Origin of the sequence: Hymenobacter plasmatis, assembly GCF_020711255.1 — a bacterium.
Taxonomy (GTDB): Bacteria; Bacteroidota; Bacteroidia; order Cytophagales; family Hymenobacteraceae; genus Hymenobacter.
In genome coordinates this window covers 86,218-106,288 of the sequence record NZ_JAJFAW010000022.1, presented here as the reverse complement: position 1 = coordinate 106,288, position 20,071 = coordinate 86,218, and the positions used below count along the sequence as shown (strand labels likewise).

Genomic DNA, 20,071 nt, shown 5'->3' with positions numbered 1-20,071 from the left:
ACGACCCGCTTTTTTTGGCTGTCATAACAGAAGAAATATACGTCCTTCTTCTGTCCGTCTTGCCTAGACCACCTCAAGTAAGCTGCTGGGGCTGCAGGTGGAGGAAGTGGGGCCGGGCTATTGCCGGCTGCATTTCACGGTGCGGCCCGACATGCTCAACGGCTTTCGGGTGTTGCACGGCGGAGTCACGTTTTCTGCCGCCGATTCGGCCTTTGCGTTTGCCTGCAACAGCCACGGCCGCCAAAGCGTGGGCCTCAGCGCGACGATGGACTACATGGAGGCCGGCCAGCTAGGCGACGTGATAACGGTGGAAGCGCGGGAAGAAAGCCTCAAGCACAAAATCGGCGTGTACCAGCTGCGCGTCACCAATCAGCACGGCACCCTGCTGGCTATGTTCAAAGGCACGGCTTACCGCACCAGCCACGAAATTTTGCCTGCTCTGTAGGGCTTTGGGTTAATACACTCTTGCCCCTTGTTTTTATCAATCTAAAGAAACCGCGCTGCCCCGCTTAGGAGCAGCGCGGTTTTTCATTTTACCCCTCTCAGCTCGAATATATAGAGCTGGCTATATGGGCAGATGAAGTTGCTGGTAATAATCACCAAGTCAGTGATAAACACTTATGTAACTAATAAAAAAGTCGAAATCGCCTTGAATTGATAGTCAGTGATTTTAAAGGGATAGGCCTGAGCCAACACACCTTATAATTTGTATGTATCTAACAATTATTTGAAAGTAAATGGTTTTCCTTTTAAATTCAACTATTACACACGCATAACCCCAACACTAAAAACCCATATAATATATGAAAAATCTAATACTCTCTTGTCTACTGTTGGTTGCACTTGCTAGCTTCCTTCCCTTAGGTTCCGCGGCACAATGCGTGTACACCTATACAGCCGTACATACAGCCGCACAGACCGGGTCTATTACCGAACCTGCTAATTTCAATGTTACCTCCAATACCTTTTGTCCCCCTTCTGGCCCTTCGATCACAACCGCTCAAAACATTATAATCGATGGCATTGCCATGTATCTCGACGGCAGTTCTGGTAGCTATGATTTAGTAGCAGGCCGCTCTATCATTATAACAAATGGTGGGTCATTAACTATTAGAAATGGGGCTACCCTTAATATACTCCAAGGAGGGGGAGTAAATGTGGGCGAAAACGGAGACTTATATGTTTCCGCGGGTGGGACTATAAATGGTGCAGGCAACTCGCTGGAAGTAGACAGTAGAGGTGGCATTACCATCGACGCAGGCGGTTTTATTATTGGCGGCAACATCCAGCTAGGGAATGGGCGAGACAACTTTAGAGCTACTAATCTAATTGTTAATGGCCCGCTTGCAGCCAGCAATGTGCCATTGCCCAGTAGTGTGCAAGTAGATCAGCTCAACGTAGATAAGGCCACTGTGACAGTTGGCGTTGGGGCTAGTATTACTACAAAGTGTAATTTGATATTAAAAAATACTGTTTTACAAAACAATGGGACCATATTGGTTAATGGTAACCTTGACCTCTTTCCAGGTGGCAATGTTGCCGATTGCGGTTCGGGGCTGCTTACCGTAAGGGGCTGTGCTTTCGCTAGCCCAGGCTCAATAAACCAGTTAGCAGCAACATGCGGAAGCCCAGCCTCCCCGAAAATATGTGTAGCGCAAAACAACGTGTTTCCTTGTCCGGGCTCTGTATTTGGCGTAGCATGCGCTGCTCCCGATAATAGACTCACTAACACAGCAGCCTGCCGCCCCCTGCCCGTGGAGCTTATTTCGTTTGTTGCCTTGCCTACCAACCGTCAGACCGTGCTATTGCGCTGGGCAACGGCTTCGGAGAAGAACAATGCCAGCTTCACCGTGGAGCGTTCGGCAGATGGTAAGACCTTTAGCACCATCCGTACGGTACCCGGTGCCGGTAATACGCAAGCCAGAACCAATTACGAGCTAGCAGACGAGCATCCGATGTCTGGAACCGGCTACTACCGCCTGCGCCAAAACGATTTCGACGGCGCTTCAACATACTCCTTGGTAAGAGTTGTGGCCCCGGATGGTATCCAGGGGAATAGCTTGGAGGTTTACCCGGGCCGCACTGCCCAAGAGTGGGTAATTAGCAGTACCCTGCCAGCGGAAACCCTGTTAAAGGGAAAGGCAGTACAGGTATTTGATGCCCTGGGGCGGATGCAGCCCGTGCCTTGTGTTGCTGATGCTGCCCTGCCAGGGCGCTGGACCCTGGACCTCCACACGCTACCCGCTGGCATCTACATCGTGCGACTGCTCACAAGCAGTGGACCGTTGAGCCAGCGCATTGCCAAGTAAGCCGGTTAGCTCACAATAGCCGAGTTGTTAATGTTGCCGGGTGCGTAATCCTACAAATGGATTGCGCGCCCGGCAACTTGCGTTTTGCGGAAGGTTATTACGCTAGTCCCAGCCCCGGCTTATAATCTTGGGCAAGCCAACTAAAATGAGGCCCCTGGACCAAAAACCCGCTTACACGGTGTGCAGAATCACGTAAAGCGAAGCCGTAGAAATCACGGCCCACAGCAGCACGCCCAGCACAAACGGCCGCGCGCCCACGGCCTTGAGCACCTTGCCCGACAGTCCTGCGCCGATGAAGAAGAGCGTCACGGTTAGCCCAATTTTGGCGGCGCCTACCAGTACCGAGCCCACGGGCTTGGCGGCGGGCAAAAACGTATTGATGAGCATGGCGACGATGAAGCCCAAAATGAAGTAGGGAATTTTGATTTTTACGCCTTTCTGCTTGAAGAGCAAGGCGGTTCCTATCGACACGGGGATAATCCAAAGGGCGCGGGCCAGCTTCACGGTGGTGGCCACTTGCAGGGCCTGGTCGCCATAGGCTGTGGCGGCACCTACTACCGACGAAGTATCGTGGATGGCAATGGCGCACCAGAGGCCGAACTGGTTCTGCGTCATGGCCAGGGCGTGGCCGATGGGCGGAAAGGCGAATAGCGCAATGGCGTTGAGCACGAACACCGTGCCCAGCGCCACCGACATTTCTTCGTCTTTGGCCCGCAGCACTGGCCCAACGGCCGCAATGGCGCTGCCGCCACAGATGGCAGTGCCGCACGAAATCAGGTGCGTAACGTGGCGCGTGAGCCCCAGCCAGCGTCCGGCAACGTAGCCCAGCACCAGCGTACCTAATATGGAAACGACTGTGAACACGATGCCGGTTTTACCAGCCTGTACCGCCGCGTGGGCATTCATGCCAAAACCCAGCCCAATAACCGAGTACTGCAGCAGCTTGGCCGTGGCCAATTTGGTTTGGCGGGCAAAGGGGTTGCCCAGGGTTTGGGCCAGTGCCAGCCCCAGCGCCAAGGCAATAGGTGGCGAAGCCCAGGGCGTGAGGCAATAAACAAGCAGTAAGCCAAAGACCACTTCCCGAAGCGTGAACCCGAAGCCGAAAACCGTGTGGGTGGCCTGAAAATGCCGCAAAAAACCCGTGGATTCAGCTGTAGTTGAGCCGGGCCCAGCAGCCATTTCGCGAGCCTTGGTAGCGCCTCGGTCTTGGCTTGAGCTAGTGTTGGGTTTGGCCGGATTTAGAACTGGATGTGGCATGGGACAGGACGAACTTCCTGCCGCAAATTTACGGCGCCCCCCAACCAGCGGATACTTCCAAATAGTTATTTGAAATTACTTTTGGTTATGCAGTCTCCTTCAGGTGGCTGTGCGCAAAGCTCAAAAACCGCTGCGCCGGGCGGGACAGTGGCTGCCCTTGCACCCACACAGCCTCAAACTGCCGGGGCAGGTGCAGCCCCGCAATGGGCACGACTTCCAACAGCCCAGCCGACAGCTCGCGGGCCAGGGCGCGGCGCGAAACGAAGCCCAGGGCCTCGGGCGCTGCTTCCAGGTAAGACTTGATGGCTTCGGTGTTGTCGAAGTAAAAAGCCACCGGCAAGCTACTGAGCCGGACCTTGAGCCCCCGCAACGCAAACTCCAGCACCTCCAGCGTGCCGGAGCCCCGCTCGCGCAGCACCAGCGGGCAAGACAGCGCATCGACCAGCGGCACGGGCTGCGGGGGCGGGCCGGCCGCGGTAGCTCCTCGCACGGCCACCAGCTCATCAGTCAGCAGCAGCTCGTAGTGCAGGTCGCGGCTTTTGGAGCGGCCTTCCACAAAGCCCAAATCCAGCTCACCGCGCAACAGGGCCTCGGCAATCTGCTCGGAATTAGCGTTGAGCAGGGTGAGCTGCACGTTGGGGTAGCGGGCCTGGAAAGCGGGCAGTAGCCCGGGCAGCACGTATTGAGCCAGCGTGGTGCTGGCCCCCAGGCGCAGGCGGCCGGCGGCTTCTTCGGGGTCGTGCAGGGCGTGGAGTTGGTCTTCCAGCTGCTGGTGCGAGCGGGCTACCGCCTCGGCGTGGGAGAGCAGCAGGCTGCCGGCTTCGGTGAGGGATACGCGGTTGCCGCGGCGCTCCAGCAGCCGCTGCCCGTACTGGCGCTCCAGCTCGCGGATGTGCTTGGTTACGGCCGGCTGCGTGATAAACAGCCCCTGAGCGGCTTTGGTAAAGCTCAGGTGCTGGGCCACGGCCTGGAACACGCGAAGGCGGAAATCGGACATGGCCCCAAGGTAAATGTCTTTGCCCTAATCCCGCTGCCCTACCCGGCACCCAAACCAAGACACGCGGCGGCAATATTGAGCTGAAACGCAAAGCTTCACCTTGCTCAGAAAGCTTGGCCCAACAAGTCGTTATAGAACACTAGTTTTCGGGCAGCTGGCGGTCGAAGTAGCTTTTCAACACCTGGTTGAGCTTCTCTTCGGTCAGTGGCTTATTCAGGAAACCGGAAATATTGAGTTGCTTGACCCGCTCCACATCCTGGGGGTGCAGCGAGGTAGTCAGCATCACGATGATGATGGCGTACTTCCGCTCAATCTGCAGCTTTTCGTAGGCCGCCAGAAACGCGAAGCCGTCCATGACGGGCATCTTCACGTCCAGCAGAATCAGGGCCGGGTTCTCGGGGGTGGCTTCGTGGCAGTGGCTTTGTACCAGCTCCAGGGCTTCCTGCCCGTTGAGGGCCACGAGCAGCTTATCCGTCACGCCGAGGCGCTTCAGCAGCAATTGGTTGAGGTAATTGGTCGTCTGGTCGTCGTCGACCAGCATTACGCAGGTTAACTTTTGCATGGAGGGGCCGGCGGCAAATTTTGCCCCTGAGCAGGACACTGTTTAGCGCGTATTACCGGCTAAAGTAAACCAAAAACGTGGAGCCCACGCCCAGTTCCGAGCGCACGGCGATGCGCCCCCCGGCGTTTTCCACCATCTTTTTCACCATGTAAAGGCCAATGCCTGAGCCCTCGACGTGGTCGTGAAAGCGCTGGAACATGCCGAACATTTTCTGTTCGCTGGCCGCGTCCAGTCCCAGGCCGTTGTCCTGCACTTCGAGCACCACGCCGCTCTCCTCGGGCCGGGCCCGGAGGCGCACGTGCGGCGGGCGGTCGGGGGCGCGGTACTTGAGGGCATTGCTGAGCAGGTTGAACACCACGCTGCGCAGGTTCTTCTCGGAAAAGGACACGGAGGGGGCGGCCTGCACGTCCACTTCCAGCCGGGCGTCGGCCGCTTGAATAAGCGGCTCCAAATCCAGAACCACGTCCTGGACCACGGTGGCCAGGTCCACCGCTTCCGTGGGGAGGCCGTGCTCTTTCTGCAGCTTGCTCACGTCGGTGAGGTGCTCGATGGTGCGCTTGAAGCGGTTCACCGAGTCCTGCATCAGCTCCAGAATGGGCTGCACCGGGTCGGCCTGCACGGTATCGGCGGGGAGCTCCACCAGCAGGGCATGGAGCAGGCCTTCGATATTGGAGATGGGCGCCTTGAGGTCGTGCGAAGCCGTGTAGATGAAGTTGTCGAGGTCGACGTTGACGCGGGTAAGCTGCTCGTTGTTGTCGCGCAGCTCGCGCTGGCCCTGGTCGATGCGCTCGAGCGCCAGCTTGTGCTCGTGGATGTCGGTGTAGGTGCCAATCCACTGGATAATCTCGCCCTGCTCGTTGCGCGAGGGCAGCGCCCGGCCCAGCATCCACCGGTAGGCCCCGGCGTGGTTCCGGATGCGGCACTCCACCTCGTAGGGCTGGCCGGTGTGCAGGCTGTGCTGCCAGTGTGCCAGCGTGGGCGCCACATCGTCTGGGTGCAGGCGCTCGCGCCAGGAGCGGCTGGCGGGAGCGCCCTGGCCCTGGCCCTGCCCAATGTAGTCGTACCAGCGGCGGTTGCGGTAGGTGTGGTCGCCCAGCGCGTTGGTGGTCCAGGCAATCTGGGAGATGCCTTCGAGCAGGCGGCTGGCTTCGGCGGCGGCGCGCTCGCCCACCAGGCGGCCGGCTTCTTCGCGCTTGAGCTCCTCGGTTTTGCGGTCGAGCAGGGCGTTTTGTTCCAGTACCTGGGCCTGAATGGCGGTGATTTCGCGCTGCGCCGACAAATCGGTCACAATCACGGCCAGCGTGGGCGTCTCGTTGAACATCAGCACGTTCATCGACACCGAAAATGGCACCAGTGCGCCCGCTTTGGTTTGCAGGGGCAGCTCGCCCTTGCTTTTGCCCGCCCAGCCCCGCAGCATCAGGCTGGCCCAATAGTCCTGGAACACCACGGGCACAAACGCATCGAAGGAGCTGCCCATCAGCTCGCCCAGGGCGTGGCCCAGCAGGCCGGCCAGGCAGGCGTTGCAGTAGAGCACGGTGGCGTCTTCGCTGAGCAGCAAGGCGCCCTCGTTCATCTGCTCAATCAGGGTGCGGTAGCCTTGGTCGGCGCCTTGCAGCGTGAAGATGCGCGGCCCCTGGGCGCTTTGCACCGCCAGCGCATCGATGGCCCCGGTCCGGATGGCATGAATCAGCTCCTGCGCTTCCTCCAGCTGGTAGCGCAGCTCCTCGTTCTCCCGAGTCAGGTCAACCACGGTGGGCAGCGGCTCACTCATTGCCAATAATACTGGCGGGCGGAATCACGCCCAAGGCTTTCAGCACCCGTTCGCGGTCCGAGAAGTCGCCCACCATGCGGCGCACCAGGCCGGGGCGCAGCTTGATGAGCGTGGGCACGCCAATCAGGTCTTTTTCCTGGGCCAGCTCCGGCTGCTGGTACACGTCTACTATCAGCAGTTCGTAGCGCCCTTTCAGGTGCTCTTCGCAGATTTCCTTGATGTTGCGCACGGCGCGCGTGGAGTTGGTGGTAGCACCCGTGATGTACAGGTGCAGCAAATACTCGGGGCCGGTAGGCTCTTCCGGATTGTCCGTGGGGTCCAGTAGTGGTTCCATCGAACAGACTATTTCTTAATGAGGGGACGCACGTCCAAGCCCACCAGCACCCGCTCTTCGTTGGAGAGGTCGCCGATGATTTTGCGAATGGGCTCGGGCACTTTGCGCACCAGCGTCGGAATGGCCAGTATCTGGTCGCCCTCGGCCAGCTGCGGGTTCACCAGCAGGTCGATGACTTCTATCTTATAGCGGCCTTTGAGGTGCTGCTCGCAGTGTTTCTTGAGGTTGGCCAGGGCCGTTACAGATTTGGGGGTTTGGCCGGCCACGTATAGGCGCAACTCCCAGGTTTCTTCGTCGTTTTCTTCAGCCATGGAAAGGGTGGGGGGAGCAAATGCCAGCGGCAACTTGGATGTACGAACTACCGGTCGTTTTCGCCGTCGGTGGGGGCATTGCGCCGCGGCGGGTTGGCAGCGGCAATGCGCTGATTGCCGCTGGCGAGCGTTTGCTGGCGCGTTTGTTCGTGAGAATTGATTTGGCGCAGCTCCTCCTCCACCGACTCAAACTCGGTGCGCAGGTTGGCAATGTTGGCTTCGAGCACGCGGCGGCGGCGCTCCAGCTCGCGGTCGCGGCGGTCGGCTTCCTGCTGAGCGGCCAAGGTTTGGGCGTGCTCCTGCAGCTGCTGGGTGAGGCGGCTGGCGCCGGTCACGATGCCGGTGGGGCCCACCACCACCTCTAGCAGCTCCACGCCACGGTCGGTCACAAGGAACTCGCGCACCTGGTTGGAATGGGCCATGCCGCGCGATTTGAGGATGCTCAGGCCGCGGTTGCGCTCGCCAATGCCTTCGAGGTCGCGTACGCTAATCCAGGTATCAACCAGCGACGACACGCCCTCGTCGGTCATTTCCTGCTGCTGCCCGCGCCCGCTCACCAGGGCCGTGAAGTAGGCCGTGATGCCGCTCACCTTCAGAAAGTCGATGAGGCGGGTGAGCATGCTGCGCACCTCGGCAATGTTGCCCACCGTGATGAGGTTGGTGATGGGGTCGATAATCACTGCATCGGGCTTGAACTCCTTCACCAACCGGTGCAGCGTGACGAGGTGCTGCTCTAGGCCGTTGATGGTGGGCCGCGATGCTTCGATGCGCAACAGGCCGGCATCCACGTGCGATTTCAAGTCGACGCTTACCGACTTCATGTTGCGCAGCAGCTGCTGCGGCGATTCTTCGAAAGCAAAAAACAGGCAGCGCTGCCCCTGCACGCAGGTTTTCTCGGCAAAGGAGGCGGCCAGGGTAGTTTTGGCAGTGCCGGCCGTGCCGGTAATCAGCACGCTGCTGCCCTGGTAAAATCCGCCCATGCCAAACATGTCGTCGAGCGCGGGCACGCCCGACGACATGATGTTATTCGACACCTGGTGGTCGAGCCGCAGCGACGTCACGGGCAGCACCGAAATGCCGTCTTCCGTGATGAGGTAGGGGTACTCGTTGGTGCCGTGGGTGCTGCCGCGGTACTTTACAATGCGCAGGCGGCGGGTGGTAATCTGGTCAATCACCCGGTTGTCGAGCAGAATCACGCAGTCCGACACATACTCTTCCAATCCTTGGCGGGTGAGGGTGCCGTCGCCGCGCTCGGCCGTAATCACGGTGGTTACGCCCTTGTCCTTGAGCCAGCGGAACAGCCGGCGGATTTCCGAGCGCAGCACGGCCTGATTGGGAAAGCCCGAAAACAGCGCTTCGATGGTATCGAGCACCACGCGCTTGGCTCCAATGGAATCGATGGCGTAGCCCAGGCGAATGAACAGCCCTTCGAGGTCGTATTCGCCGGTTTCTTCAATCTCCGACCGGTCGACGTGTACGTGGTCGAGGCGCAGCATTTTGCTGTCTTGCAGGGCCTTTAGGTCGAAGCCCAGGGAAGCCACGTTGGCGGCCAGTTCCTCCCCCGTTTCCTCGAAGGCCATGAGCACGCCGGGCTCGTTGTATTCCTGAATGCCGCGCACCAGAAACTCAATACCCATCAAGGTTTTGCCGCAGCCCGCGCTGCCGCAAATCAGGGTGGGGCGCCCCAGCGGCAAGCCGCCATCGGTTATTTCATCAAGGCCCTCAATACCCGTTAAGGCTTTGGGGAGTTGGGGCAATGCGGGGGCAACCGACGAGTTATACTCTTGCATGAAGGAGGGCATAGGTTAAGCCAAAGTTAAAGCACAGCAATGCACTTTAGTTCCTTATATCCCAACCGGCAGGCTATTTGGCTCAATCTGATGCCAGCCCAAATGCTACGTCGGCGCTTGAGAAGCCCAAAAACAGCGAGTGGAGCTGGTTGGCACAGGGCAATGGAACGGGCGCTTTCGTCCCAATATATAGGAGTGGGCTGCTAGCGGCTGCCGGCCTCGAAATCGAGCCAGCCGGCGCGGTGCTGCTCCATTTCCACGGCGCTAATGCCGTAGGCGGCACACGCTTCTTCGGTGCTCATCAAGCCTTGGTCCACAGCATTGAGCACGGCCCACACCTTCAGCTTACGCTCGGCTTCGGTGCTGGCGCCACCGGCAGACTCAGGGCGGCCGTCGGTATCAAAGAAGTCTGGCATGGCGTGGCTTATGAGTCCTGCAAGGTAGCAATTGAAAAGTTAAGCCGAAATGAATTCCCGATGTTTTTGCGGGCCTCCGGATGCGATATTTCCGGTGGATTTTTAGACGTGGCAATGTGCCCCTAACTGCTGAGTTTGGCCCTTAACGACGCCGCTGCAAACCGCTTTTTTTTCATTAGCCAATATTTTAAAGTAAAGTATAGGGCCTGAGTAGGTTTTCAACAATAGAATAATGATATTTGAAATATCTACGGCGGCCGTGCCGGAGACATTGCGCTTCATTATGCTGGTCGCATCTTTCGTTTTTACCTGCGCAGTTGCAGGTAATTATCAGGCAGATGAGACCAGCTCAATTCCATTTCGATTTGCCCGTGGCCCCCACCAATACGCTGAGTGATTTGTTGAGTCCGACCTACCAAACCGCCGAGGCTACTTTGCCTGTCGGCGCGGTGGTAGCGGGCGAGTCCGGGGCCCTTTCCGCCGCCCTGGCGTACGCCCCCGCGGCCCGTAGCTCCCCGGAGCCCGAGGTAGCGCCCAAACGGGCGGCAGCGCCCCCGCTCCCGCGCGTCCTGGACCGGGAGACCGGCGGGCAGTTTGTGTTGGGCCAAAACCATCCCAATCCTTACTTGGGCGAAACCACGGTGCCCTTTACGCTCACCAACGGCGGCGACGTCCGCTTGGACCTGTTCGACCTGGCGGGGCGCAAGGTAGCCGGCATCAACCGCAAGGGCATGCTCGCCGGCGAGCATGCCATCCCCTTGAATCTGAGCGGCCTGGGCTTGGCCGCCGGCCAGTATGTGTATCAATTGCAAGTAACCAACAGCTACGGCGTGTACCGGCAGTCTAAGACGATGACGGCCGGCTAGAAAACGGAAGTGAAGGAGAGGTGAGTGAAGCCAGGGGCTGACCGCTGCAACGGTCAGCCCCTTTTTTATGGTAATTTCAGCAGGCTTGGGTTTGGCTCGAGCCGCCCCCCACCGCCAATCGGTGGGCCCGGCCCTTTCAGGTTAGGCACCGCCGACCGTACTTTGCTGTCCCGGCGCTTTTTGGGCGGCCGGGGTTTGCCTGCTTTCTTTATTCACTGCGGCGCTGCCGCTTAATTCATTTTTATGGCTGACCAAACCCTTACCGGCCTGCGGGCGGGCGTCCTGCACGGCGACGAAGTCCAGGCTCTGTTTCAATACGCCAAGGCCAACGGCTTTGCCCTTCCGGCCGTGAACGTGACCGGCACCAACACCGTGAACGGCGTGCTGGAAGCCGCCAAGGCAGTGAACTCGCCGGTTATGATTCAGTTCTCGAACGGCGGCGCCCAGTTCTATGCCGGCAAGTCGGTGAGCAACGACGGCCAGCGCGCCAGCATTGCGGGCGGCATCTCGGGCGCCCACCACGTGCACCTGATGGCCGACCTCTACGACGTGCCCGTGGTGCTGCACACCGACCACGCCGCCAAAAAGCTCCTGCCCTGGATTGACGGCCTGCTCGACGCCGGCGAGAAATACTACGCCCAGCACGGCCAGCCGCTGTTCAGTTCGCACATGCTCGACCTATCGGAAGAGCCGATTGAGGAGAACATCGAAATCTGCAAGCGTTACCTCGAGCGCATGGCCAAAATCGGCATGACGCTGGAAATTGAGCTGGGCGTGACCGGCGGCGAAGAAGACGGCGTGGACAACTCCGACGTGGACAGCTCCAAGCTTTACACCCAGCCCGAGGAAGTGGCCTACGCCTACGAGCAACTGAGCGAAATCAGCCCGCGTTTCACCATCGCTGCTGCGTTCGGCAACGTGCACGGGGTATACAAGCCCGGCAACGTGAAGCTGCAGCCCAAGATTCTGCACAACTCGCAGGAGCACCTGCGCCAAAAGCACAACATCACCGAGGCGCTGCCCATCGACTTCGTGTTTCACGGCGGCTCGGGCTCGAGCCAGGAGGAAATCCGCGAGGCCATCAGCTACGGCGCCATCAAGATGAACATCGACACCGACCTGCAGTGGGCACTGTGGGAAGGCATCAAGGACTACTACGTGAAGAACGAAGGCTTCCTGCAGGGCCAGATTGGCAACCCCAGCGGCGCCGACTCGCCCAACAAGAAGTACTACGACCCCCGCGTGTGGCTGCGCAAAGGCGAAGAAACCTTCGTGGCACGCCTCAAGCAGGCATTTGAGGACCTGAACTGCATCAACCGCCGCTACTAACCGGCCTTCTGGTGTGAACATGCAATAAGCCCCGGCGCCCACAAAGTGCCGGGGCTTATTATTGCCTCGCTATATTGACTTGGTTACACTCCACGGCCCGCCCCCACCACCATGCCCTACCTCCCCCACCCCACTCGCTACCAGCACATGACATACCGCCGCTGCGGGCACAGCGGCCTGAAATTGCCGGCATTGTCGCTGGGCTTGTGGCACAATTTCGGCGACGTGGACTCGCTGGCCAACGGCCGCGCCATCCTGCGCCGGGCCTTTGATAACGGCATCACCCACTTCGATCTGGCCAACAACTACGGCCCGCCGCCCGGCTCGGCCGAGGAGAACTTTGGCCGCGTGCTGCGCGAAGATTTTGCGGGCTACCGCGATGAACTGATTATTTCCACCAAAGCCGGCTACCTCATGTGGCCCGGCCGCTACGGCGAGTGGGGCTCGAAGAAATACCTCGTATCGAGCCTCGACCAGAGCCTAAAGCGCATGGGCCTGGAGTACGTCGACATCTTCTACCACCACCGCCCCGACCCCGACACGCCTCTGGCCGAAACCATGGCCGCGCTCGACCTCATCGTGCGCCAAGGCAAGGCCCTGTACGTCGGCCTGAGCAATTACCAGCCCACCGAAGCGGCCGAGGCCTTCCGCTTGCTGCGCGAGCTCGGCACGCCCTGCCTTATCCACCAGCCCAAGTATTCGATGTTTGAGCGCTGGGTAGAAGGCGGCCTGCTCGACCTCTTAGAGCAGGAAGGCGTGGGCTGCATCCCGTTCTCGCCGCTGGCCCAGGGCCTGCTCACCGACAAGTACCTGCGCGGCATTCCAGACGATTCACGCGTGGCCAAAGGCGTCGGCTTCCTGACCGAAAACAACCTCACGCCCGAGCGCCTCGACAAAATCCGCCGCCTCAACGCCCTCGCCCTCACCCGCCAGCAAAGCCTGGCCCAAATGGCCCTTTCGTGGCTGCTAAAAGATGACCGGGTCACTTCTGTGCTCATCGGCGCCAGCAAACCCGAGCAACTCGACGACTCGCTCCGCTGCTTAGAGAATCTGGCATTCAGCCCGGAGGAACTGGCGGCGATTGAGCTGATTTTGCAGGGGTAGAACGAGTAAACCTGACCGTCATGCAGAGCGCAGCGAAGCATCTTTACCGCTTCGTGGAACCTCACCCCCGGCCCCTCTCCAAAAGAGAGGGGAGCCTAACGGTAATCAATCAAACAGAAAGCCCCAGCTCAATATTGAGCTGGGGCTTTCTATTATCAGGAATTGAGCTAAAAACTTGTCCCGTGGCTCCCCTCTCTTTTGGAGAGGGGCCGGGGGTGAGGTTCCACGGAGCATGACGCTCTGTATTACTCATAACTCTTATTTCCCAATTGAGCCAATCTTGGGCTGAATCTGGATGATAAACCGCTTATTCAGCGCCTCCTGGCTGCCGGTGTAGCGTCCGGCGCCGCGGAAGCCGCTGCCAGCGGCCACCACTTCCAGGTTATTGGGGAAGCGCAGCCCGGCCTGTTCCCACAGCCGGATTACGGCCAGGGCGCGGCTGTAGCTGAGCTGGCGCACGGCAGGGCCGTCGAGGTTGTGCGGGTCATTGGCAGGATAGCGGAGGTCTTTAGCAGCACGGCCCTCCACCACGATGAGGTACTGCACGTTTTCGTCGTTTTTGATGGACTGCATCTGGTTGAGCAGGAAGCGGCCTGCTTTCACCAGGGGCGCCTGGGCTTCGTAGGGCAGCACGTCGCTTTTGGGCGCAAACGTGACAGGGAATTTCAGCTCGTAGCGCTTGTATGTAGGGTTATATTCGAAATAACTGCTTTCAAGGCGCTTTAGGGCCGCTTTTATCTCGTCGAGCTTGCGCTTTTCCTGCACCTGCACCTTCAGGTCGTAGATAAGCTTGTCGTTGTCGCGTGCCTTGTCTTTGAACAGCTTGTAGCTGAGCACGAACATGACGAGCATGGTCAGGAACAAGGCCGTCATAAGGTCCACGTAGCTGGGCCAGAAGAAGTCCTTGCTTTCTTTCATGGGGTGGGTTGTTGGGTAAGGAGGTCGGGCAGTAGCGCGGACTCTGTAGTCCGCGTCCCCGCACAATTGGGGTATCGCTCAGGGTTCCGTCGGGGACGCGGACTACAGAGTCCGCGCTACTTTTTGCCCAATACTGTGCGCTGAAACCAGTTGGGCTTGGTGAGTTCCTCGAGCACTTTGTTGGTGCGGTCTACTTGCTGCAGGAGTTGCTGCTGCAGCTGCGCGTCGGCCAGCAGGCGGGCTTCCATGCGCTGCATGGCTTGCGCTGCCAGAGCGGCCTGGCGCTCCTGCAGCACGTTCAGGTCTTTCTGTTGGGCTGGCAGTTGGGTGAAGGGATTGAGGTACTCCGTGATTTTCTGGTAGATGTTGTTGTTGTTCAGCTCGCGGAAGTGACGCTGCCACTGCTCATGGGCTTCGGTGGCTTCCTGCTGCAGCTCCTGCAGGCGGCCGTCGAGTTCCTGGTCCATGCGGTGCACGCCCTCGCTCACGCCCTGACGGATTTGCGAACCGATATCGGCCAATAGCTTGCCGTGCTGACTGAAGAATGCCACTTGCTGGCGTAGGGCGTCGTCGTGCTGCTGCAGGTACTGCGGCACACTGGCCAGGCCTTGCTCCAGAGCGGTGAGGCGGTTGAGCAGCGCGCCAATGGTCTGGGCAGCTTCGTTGCTGTGCGTCACGGTGGTGTTCAGCGCCTGCTGGTAGCCCAGGAATTTCTCGAAGGTCTGGGCGCTTTCGTCTACCCTATCAAAGACCTTGATGGTGGCGTTGGCCAGTTCCGAATAGCCAATTTTCTCCAGCTGCTCCAGGAAGCGCTTCTGCACGCTCACATTTTCCGTTATGCTGGCAATAAGCGGCGTAAACTCGTGGATTTTGCTGAAAAAGTCGTTCTGAATTTGGCTGAAGAATTCGGTATTGAACGTATCCAGCACCGACTTCAAATTGCTCATGCCGGCCTGCATGTCCGAGTTGAGCTTGGGCAGCAGGGCCTTCTGCAGGAAGGTGTAGTAGGCGTTTTTGTGGCGGTCGCGCACGGCACGCGCCTGCTTCAGGAGCTGGTTGCCGGCCAGCGTAAAAGCCAGGCCAAACAGGCTGCCAATCATGGCAATGAGCACGCCCCCAAGGAAGTGCTGTACGTCGCCGTTGCTGAACGACGTATCCGTATGCGGGTTATCCGAAACCTCCGAAAACGGGTTGCCCACCAGCGCTACCAAGCCCAGAATGGCTCCCGTGAAAGTACCCAGCAAGCCCAGATACAGCGGTGTGGCAATCTGGGCCTGAATCTCCTCGTCCAGTGCCTCAGCGTGGCGCTCGGAGATGTCTTTCAAAATGCCGAAATCGGCCGCCGCGCCACGGTTATTAAGAAGGTATTCGTTGGTATCGGTGATGATTTGGCCAAACTCCGGCGAGGCGCCGCGGGTAATGAGGGCATCGTATTGCACCGCAAAGTTCTTCTCCGGCTGAGCGGCCGTGAAGGGAATGGGCTGTACAGCTACCGCGCCCGCCACGGGGTACATGGCCTGCACCCGCTCGGTGAGCTGGCGGTTGCGCCAGAACACGAAGGCCTGCCAGGCGACCAGCGCCAGCACCAATACAATTTCAATTAAGAGCATAACCGCTTCGTCAAATAATTGCCGAAGTTAGCTCAATGCAATCCCAGCTTTTTGCACCACGTGCCAGGCATCGTCGCGGCGTTCCAGCTTTCCGTCGGCCAGGTTCTTAATGGTAGTAAACTGCTCCGTGGGGGGCAGCTCGAAGGCAAAGAACTCTTTCAGCTCCCGAACGCCGTTGCCGATGATGCGCGACTGGTCGGCCTGCGGGCTAAACGAAAATTGGGCAATGGTGGCCTCCGCGTGGGTGAGAGTGATGAGCAGCGGCATTTGTGGCAGCGGATTGGGGCTGAGCTTGCGGTGTTCGATGCTGGGCACGTCGGGGGCCGGGGCGTAGTAGTGTACGGGGCCATTCGAAGCAGCCGGCGTGGGCGCCGCGGCCTGGGCTGGAGCGGCTGGGGCCTCAGGTGCCTCGTTGCCCGTGGTTTCGATTAACTCCTGAATGTAAGGCGGCGTGGTCCACTCAATGGTTTGGCCGGTTTCCAGGGGCTGCGGGTCGGCATCCGTGGGAGGCACCGGTGGCGGAGTTTGATTCATGGCAGGACGGGGAGGAACAGCCGGCCAGGACGACGCGCGTCCGGAGGGCTGGTTGGGCTTGGGTTTGTTTTTTGACTTTGCCCCGGTTCCAGCGGGCTTGGGCGCCGGCTTGGGCGCGGGTGGCGAGGTGGGCGGGCTGCCTTGCACTTGGCGCAATGACTGCACCACGGGCGTGCGGGCCACGTTTTCGGCGGGCTTCTTTCGCACAGGTTCGGGTTCGGGCGTCGGCGCGGCGCGGTCTTCGCGGCCATCGGCCGCCGGCCGGGACGACCGCGCCCACATACGTGCCCCAAGCACGCCCAGCGCAATGCCCCCCAGCACGCCCAGTATCCACGGCCAGTTGGAGGAAGGCGCTGCGGCCGGGGCACTAGTGCTGGCCGCCGCGGTCGAATCTGGCTGCGGCACCGAGGCTACGGGCCCTTCCCGCAGCGAATCGGCAGTGGGCTGGGCACGGGCCGCCTGCTCGCCTCCAAGGGCCAGCAAGAGCAGCAGGGCGCCCAGCCCAATCCGACTAGTTAAGCGGCTGCGCGTCATAAAGCACCTTGGATAGCTCATACAGGGCGTTTTTGAACGGCAGGAAGAACAGCGTTTCGGGAATGGTGTCGCCATCGCGCAGCACGTCGGCGTACTGCTGCCGGTACAGGTTGAACGAGTCGCCGAGGTGGCGGTCCAAGGTGGCCATTACCAGGCCGGGGTCGTTTTTCACGCCCAGGTCGGTTTGCACACGCTTCAGCTCCGGGTCTTCCAGCAGCAGCTTCAGGCAGGCGCGGGCGTTGGCCAGCACGGCCTGCTTGATTTCGTCGGTCACGCCCGAGGCTTCCAAGTGGTGCTCGCCTTTGTCGGCCTGAGGCATTTCAGCATCGGGCAGAATGCCCACGGGGCGCACCAGCGGCGGGTCTTGCGGAATCTGGCCGGTGGCCAGCACGCCGCCGTTGGCGGTGGTTTGCTTGGGGTCGTCGGCCAGCTTGATGCGGAAGTCCGTCGGTACGGATTGGCCGGTGGCTTTTTCCATGATGAGGCGGGCCAGCTTCTCCACCGGCTGCAGGTTGGCGCCGGCGGCCAGCAGGCGCACGTAGAGGCTGCCGCGGCCCGTGAAGCAGAGGTAGCGCGGCAACTGCTGGCCGTTGGCCACCGTCACCTGCGCCACGTGGTAAATCAGGGTGCCGAAGTGCAGGTAGAACAGCACACGCAGGTGCTCGGCCCGCAGCAGCCGCTCGCTGAAGCCCAGCAGTTGGTCGTAGTTGAACAGGAAGCTGGCCACGTCCTCAGAGCCAAAATTGTCGGTTCCTTCGGCTACCAGCACATATTCGCGGGCTCGCCGGGCGGCCGGCGAGAGCACCGCGCTCTGTACGCCGGCCACGCCAAAACGCACCAGGCCGTTGTCTTTCGAGCCGCGCACTTCGGCGCCGCCGTCGCCCCACAGGTCGTTGCCGGCAAAACGGAACGAGGTGCTCAGCACCGGCTTGCGGTCGGCATACAGCAGCACGTCGGTAGTACCGCCGCCAATGTCGATGAAGGCCGCATTCTCCCCCGGTCCTAGTGTCACGATGTTGCGGCGGGTGAGGTAGTAGTACGGTGCCGTACTTTCCACCATGCAGGGCATGGAGTTGGAAGTGTGGAAGATGCTATGAAACAGCGTGTCCCACTCGCGCTGGTACAAGTTGCGCTGATAGGTGGAGAAGCTCAACGGGGCAAACCAGGTGATTTGCGTGGCCGCGAGGTTGCCGCCGTTCAGGGCTACTTTGGCGCGGCACAATAGCAGGATTTCCTGGAAGAAGGCGCGCACGCGGTTGGTGCTGGCCTGGTTCAGGCTGTTGTCCCACTTCAGGTTGGTGTGGTAGTTGGGCCGGCGCTGCTCTTCGGTGATGATGCCGAAGGCCACGTTGATGTTGCCCAACACGCTTAGTTCCTGGGTGGCGTAGTTGGCGGCTTCATAGGTGGCCGTGCGCGCCGGGAAGGCATACGGCGAGCCGTCCTGCCCGATGATGGGCGGCACGAATTCGCGCTCCTGGTACTGCTGCCAGCGCTTGATTTGCACGAAGTTGGCCGGGTCGTCGTCGATGCCGCGGTACAGGCGCTCGTAGGCGCTGCGGTCGGGCTCGCTGGTCGATTTCTTGAGCAGCACCACGGGCGTATCGGTCAGGCCAAAGCTGAAGGGCTTGGGCTCCTGGCCGGGGCTGTCCTGCATGGCCACGTGGGTGTTCGTGGTGCCAAAGTCTATGGCAAAGCGGTATTCCTTGGTGCCCTGCCGCACCTCGGGCCAGCGCGGAATAACCAGAGCCGAGCCAGCGGCCGGGGCCGGGTTGATTACTTCCAGGTAATCGAAATGGGTGCCGCGCACCTCGTAGTAGGTGCTGCCTTCGTCCTGCCCCGTCTTGGGGGTGCGCTCGTAGCGGGTGGCGCTCTGGCCGGTGCCGGATTCGCCCAGCGAACGGCCGTCAACCCAGAATTTCAGGTCAACTTTCTTGGTCACCATGCTCGGGTCGATGTTGTTGGCATCCACCAGCATGACTTTGTAAAAGTCGTTGTACAGCGGCGCGTCGGCCACCTTCACGAAGGGGAACACCGACAGTGCCACGTTGGTCACCAGCAGGCGGCCGATGTTGTCGCCCTGCGGGTTGGGGTAGTACGCGCGCTCGAAATCCACATAATCACCGCCGCTCACCGGCACACGCAGCCGCACCCGCACGCAGGCCGGGTCGAGCTCCAGGCTCAGGTGCTCGGCCAGGTCGTGCGACGTGAAGTAGTCGAAATAGGCTGGCTTGATGGGCAGCAGCGGCCAAGTACTGGGCTTGAAGCCCGGTGCAACTTTCAGATTGCCGCAGTAGAAGCGCGTATCATCGACCTCATAGGGCACGGTGAGCAGCGTTTCTTCCAGCAGGTCGTTCACCGTGAGGTACGGGTATGGCAGCTCCGGGCCGGGCAGCGTGCGCTCCTTCAGGGGGCGAGGGTCGGCCGCCGGGATAATGGCGCCGCTGTCGGCAAACATCGTTTCGTTGAAGTAGCGCTTGCCCACCGCCTTCAGGCCGGGGCGCAGCACGATGGGCAGCGGGCCCGCCACGCCGGGCTTGCTGGGCCGGATGAACAAGTCGGAATTGCGCACGGTGCCCTCGTCGGGGCGCACGCGCAGCAGCACGCCGGCCACGTCAATCTGGTTGTTGGAGCCGTCGGTGAGCACCGGGAAGTTGCTCAGATTGGCGCTGCCTTCCATGGCCCACTTCTGCAGGATACTGCGGTCGAGCGTGTCGCGCACCAGCGGGGCGAGCGCCATCAGGACCGGGTCGCCCACAAACTGCTGGTACACGAAGTCGCGGAACGCGGCCTCGCGGTTGGCCAGCGACACGTACTGGTTATCAAAATAATAGCCACCGCCCTGGGGCCGCTGCACCGGCAGAGGCCGCACATTGGGCGCCGGGAAAAACAGCGTGAGCGGCGAGGTGCCGCCAATGAGCTGCGGCACGCCATTGGCCCCCGGGAAGTAGATGAGGTGCATCTCCGTGAGCTTGGCGAAGCGGCCGTCGAGGTACAGGCTCAGCACGTCGGCCAAGGGCCGGGTGCCGGGGTTGGCGCGCAGCTTGGCCAGTTCCTCGTCCTTGCGCCAGGCCCGGATTTGGAGGCGCTGGCTGGCCAGCTTGCGCTGATGGTAGTTGAAAACCATTTCCCACACGTCCCAGAAATGGCTCACGAGCTGGTGGTACACCGAATCTTGGTGGCCCCCACCCTGCCCCACAAAGCGCAGCGCGGTTTCGACCAGGTGCATACGGGCAAACGGAGAAGGAATGGAGACGGCCACCTTAGCGGCGCGGCCGCCTTGCGGGTCCAGCAGGCGCTCCACTTCGTGGGGGCCAATTTTACCAGTCGGGCCCCAACCCTCGTGGGTGCTGGAACCGGTATCGTGCAAACGCAGGATTTTAGCCATTTTTTGGATTGAGAGAAGCACGGTGCAGGGAGAACCTCACCCCC

At 60.4% G+C, this 20,071-nt stretch carries 17 protein-coding genes; 5 read left to right on the top strand and 12 right to left on the bottom strand.

Going from position 1 to position 20,071, the window contains the following annotated elements:
* The first annotated feature begins 82 nt into the window (after nt 1–82).
* Together paaI and LJ738_RS15740 are read left to right on the top strand one after the other, a co-directional pair.
* A complete protein-coding gene (gene paaI / locus LJ738_RS15745) occupies nt 83–445 on the top strand; it encodes a hydroxyphenylacetyl-CoA thioesterase PaaI (RefSeq protein ID WP_227787350.1) in 363 nt (120 codons plus the stop codon).
* A 358-nt stretch (nt 446–803) separates the two neighbouring features.
* Nucleotides 804–2,309, top strand: a complete 1,506-nt coding sequence (locus LJ738_RS15740) for a T9SS type A sorting domain-containing protein (protein ID WP_227787349.1) — start codon at nt 804–806, stop codon at nt 2,307–2,309.
* 171 nt (nt 2,310–2,480) lie between these two features.
* Here LJ738_RS15740 and LJ738_RS15735 read toward each other — a convergent pair whose 3' ends face one another.
* The 8 genes from LJ738_RS15735 to LJ738_RS15700 all read right to left on the bottom strand — a co-directional run bounded on the left by LJ738_RS15735 (nt 2,481) and on the right by LJ738_RS15700 (nt 9,747).
* Nucleotides 2,481–3,488, bottom strand: a complete 1,008-nt coding sequence (locus LJ738_RS15735; RefSeq protein WP_227787348.1) for a YeiH family protein — start codon at nt 3,486–3,488, stop codon at nt 2,481–2,483.
* Between the two features lie 163 nt (nt 3,489–3,651).
* Nucleotides 3,652–4,563 (bottom strand): LysR substrate-binding domain-containing protein, encoded by a 912-nt coding sequence (locus tag LJ738_RS15730; RefSeq protein WP_227787347.1) that lies wholly within the window; start codon nt 4,561–4,563, stop codon nt 3,652–3,654.
* A gap of 139 nt (nt 4,564–4,702) precedes the next feature.
* Nucleotides 4,703–5,125 carry a response regulator gene (locus tag LJ738_RS15725; protein WP_227787346.1) on the bottom strand — a complete coding sequence of 141 codons (423 nt, stop codon included), beginning with the start codon at nt 5,123–5,125 and terminating at the stop codon, nt 4,703–4,705.
* Nucleotides 5,126–5,177: 52 nt separating this feature from the next.
* Nucleotides 5,178–6,896 carry a PAS domain-containing sensor histidine kinase gene (locus tag LJ738_RS15720; protein WP_227787345.1) on the bottom strand — a complete coding sequence of 573 codons (1,719 nt, stop codon included), beginning with the start codon at nt 6,894–6,896 and terminating at the stop codon, nt 5,178–5,180.
* Nucleotides 6,889–7,230 (bottom strand): circadian clock KaiB family protein, encoded by a 342-nt coding sequence (locus LJ738_RS15715; RefSeq protein ID WP_227787344.1) that lies wholly within the window; start codon nt 7,228–7,230, stop codon nt 6,889–6,891. The genes LJ738_RS15720 and LJ738_RS15715 overlap by 8 nt, the downstream gene beginning before the upstream one ends.
* A gap of 8 nt (nt 7,231–7,238) precedes the next feature.
* On the bottom strand, nt 7,239–7,541 hold the full coding sequence (gene kaiB / locus LJ738_RS15710; RefSeq protein ID WP_227787343.1) for a circadian clock protein KaiB: 303 nt from the start codon (nt 7,539–7,541) through the stop codon (nt 7,239–7,241).
* Nucleotides 7,542–7,588: 47 nt separating this feature from the next.
* Nucleotides 7,589–9,343, bottom strand: coding sequence for a circadian clock protein KaiC (gene kaiC, locus LJ738_RS15705; RefSeq protein WP_227787342.1), 1,755 nt, complete (start codon nt 9,341–9,343; stop codon nt 7,589–7,591).
* Between the two features lie 191 nt (nt 9,344–9,534).
* The gene (locus LJ738_RS15700) at nt 9,535–9,747 is read right to left on the bottom strand and encodes a DUF1153 domain-containing protein (RefSeq protein ID WP_227787341.1); all 213 of its coding nucleotides are present in this window, start codon (nt 9,745–9,747) and stop codon (nt 9,535–9,537) included.
* A 338-nt stretch (nt 9,748–10,085) separates the two neighbouring features.
* On the opposite strand from LJ738_RS15700, the gene LJ738_RS15695 reads away from it, so the two are divergent.
* The 3 genes from LJ738_RS15695 (at nt 10,086) to mgrA (ending at nt 13,046) form a co-directional block, all read left to right on the top strand.
* Nucleotides 10,086–10,613 carry a hypothetical protein gene (locus LJ738_RS15695; RefSeq protein ID WP_227787340.1) on the top strand — a complete coding sequence of 176 codons (528 nt, stop codon included), beginning with the start codon at nt 10,086–10,088 and terminating at the stop codon, nt 10,611–10,613.
* Nucleotides 10,614–10,856: 243 nt separating this feature from the next.
* Nucleotides 10,857–11,942, top strand: a complete 1,086-nt coding sequence (fbaA, locus tag LJ738_RS15690) for a class II fructose-bisphosphate aldolase (protein ID WP_068192042.1) — start codon at nt 10,857–10,859, stop codon at nt 11,940–11,942.
* A 111-nt stretch (nt 11,943–12,053) separates the two neighbouring features.
* Nucleotides 12,054–13,046, top strand: a complete 993-nt coding sequence (gene mgrA, locus LJ738_RS15685) for an L-glyceraldehyde 3-phosphate reductase (RefSeq protein WP_227787339.1) — start codon at nt 12,054–12,056, stop codon at nt 13,044–13,046.
* 258 nt (nt 13,047–13,304) lie between these two features.
* On the opposite strand, the gene LJ738_RS15680 is transcribed toward mgrA, so the two are convergent.
* From LJ738_RS15680 to LJ738_RS15665, 4 genes are all read right to left on the bottom strand, one after another.
* Nucleotides 13,305–13,964 (bottom strand): hypothetical protein, encoded by a 660-nt coding sequence (locus LJ738_RS15680; RefSeq protein WP_227787338.1) that lies wholly within the window; start codon nt 13,962–13,964, stop codon nt 13,305–13,307.
* A gap of 116 nt (nt 13,965–14,080) precedes the next feature.
* Nucleotides 14,081–15,574, bottom strand: a complete 1,494-nt coding sequence (locus tag LJ738_RS15675; protein WP_227787337.1) for a hypothetical protein — start codon at nt 15,572–15,574, stop codon at nt 14,081–14,083.
* 27 nt (nt 15,575–15,601) lie between these two features.
* Complete coding sequence (locus tag LJ738_RS15670; protein ID WP_227787336.1) at nt 15,602–16,642, bottom strand: hypothetical protein; 1,041 nt, start codon at nt 16,640–16,642, stop codon at nt 15,602–15,604.
* Complete coding sequence (locus tag LJ738_RS15665; RefSeq protein ID WP_227787335.1) at nt 16,620–20,027, bottom strand: acetate and sugar kinases/Hsc70/actin family protein; 3,408 nt, start codon at nt 20,025–20,027, stop codon at nt 16,620–16,622. The genes LJ738_RS15670 and LJ738_RS15665 overlap by 23 nt, the downstream gene beginning before the upstream one ends.
* Between the last annotated feature and the right edge of the window lie 44 nt (nt 20,028–20,071).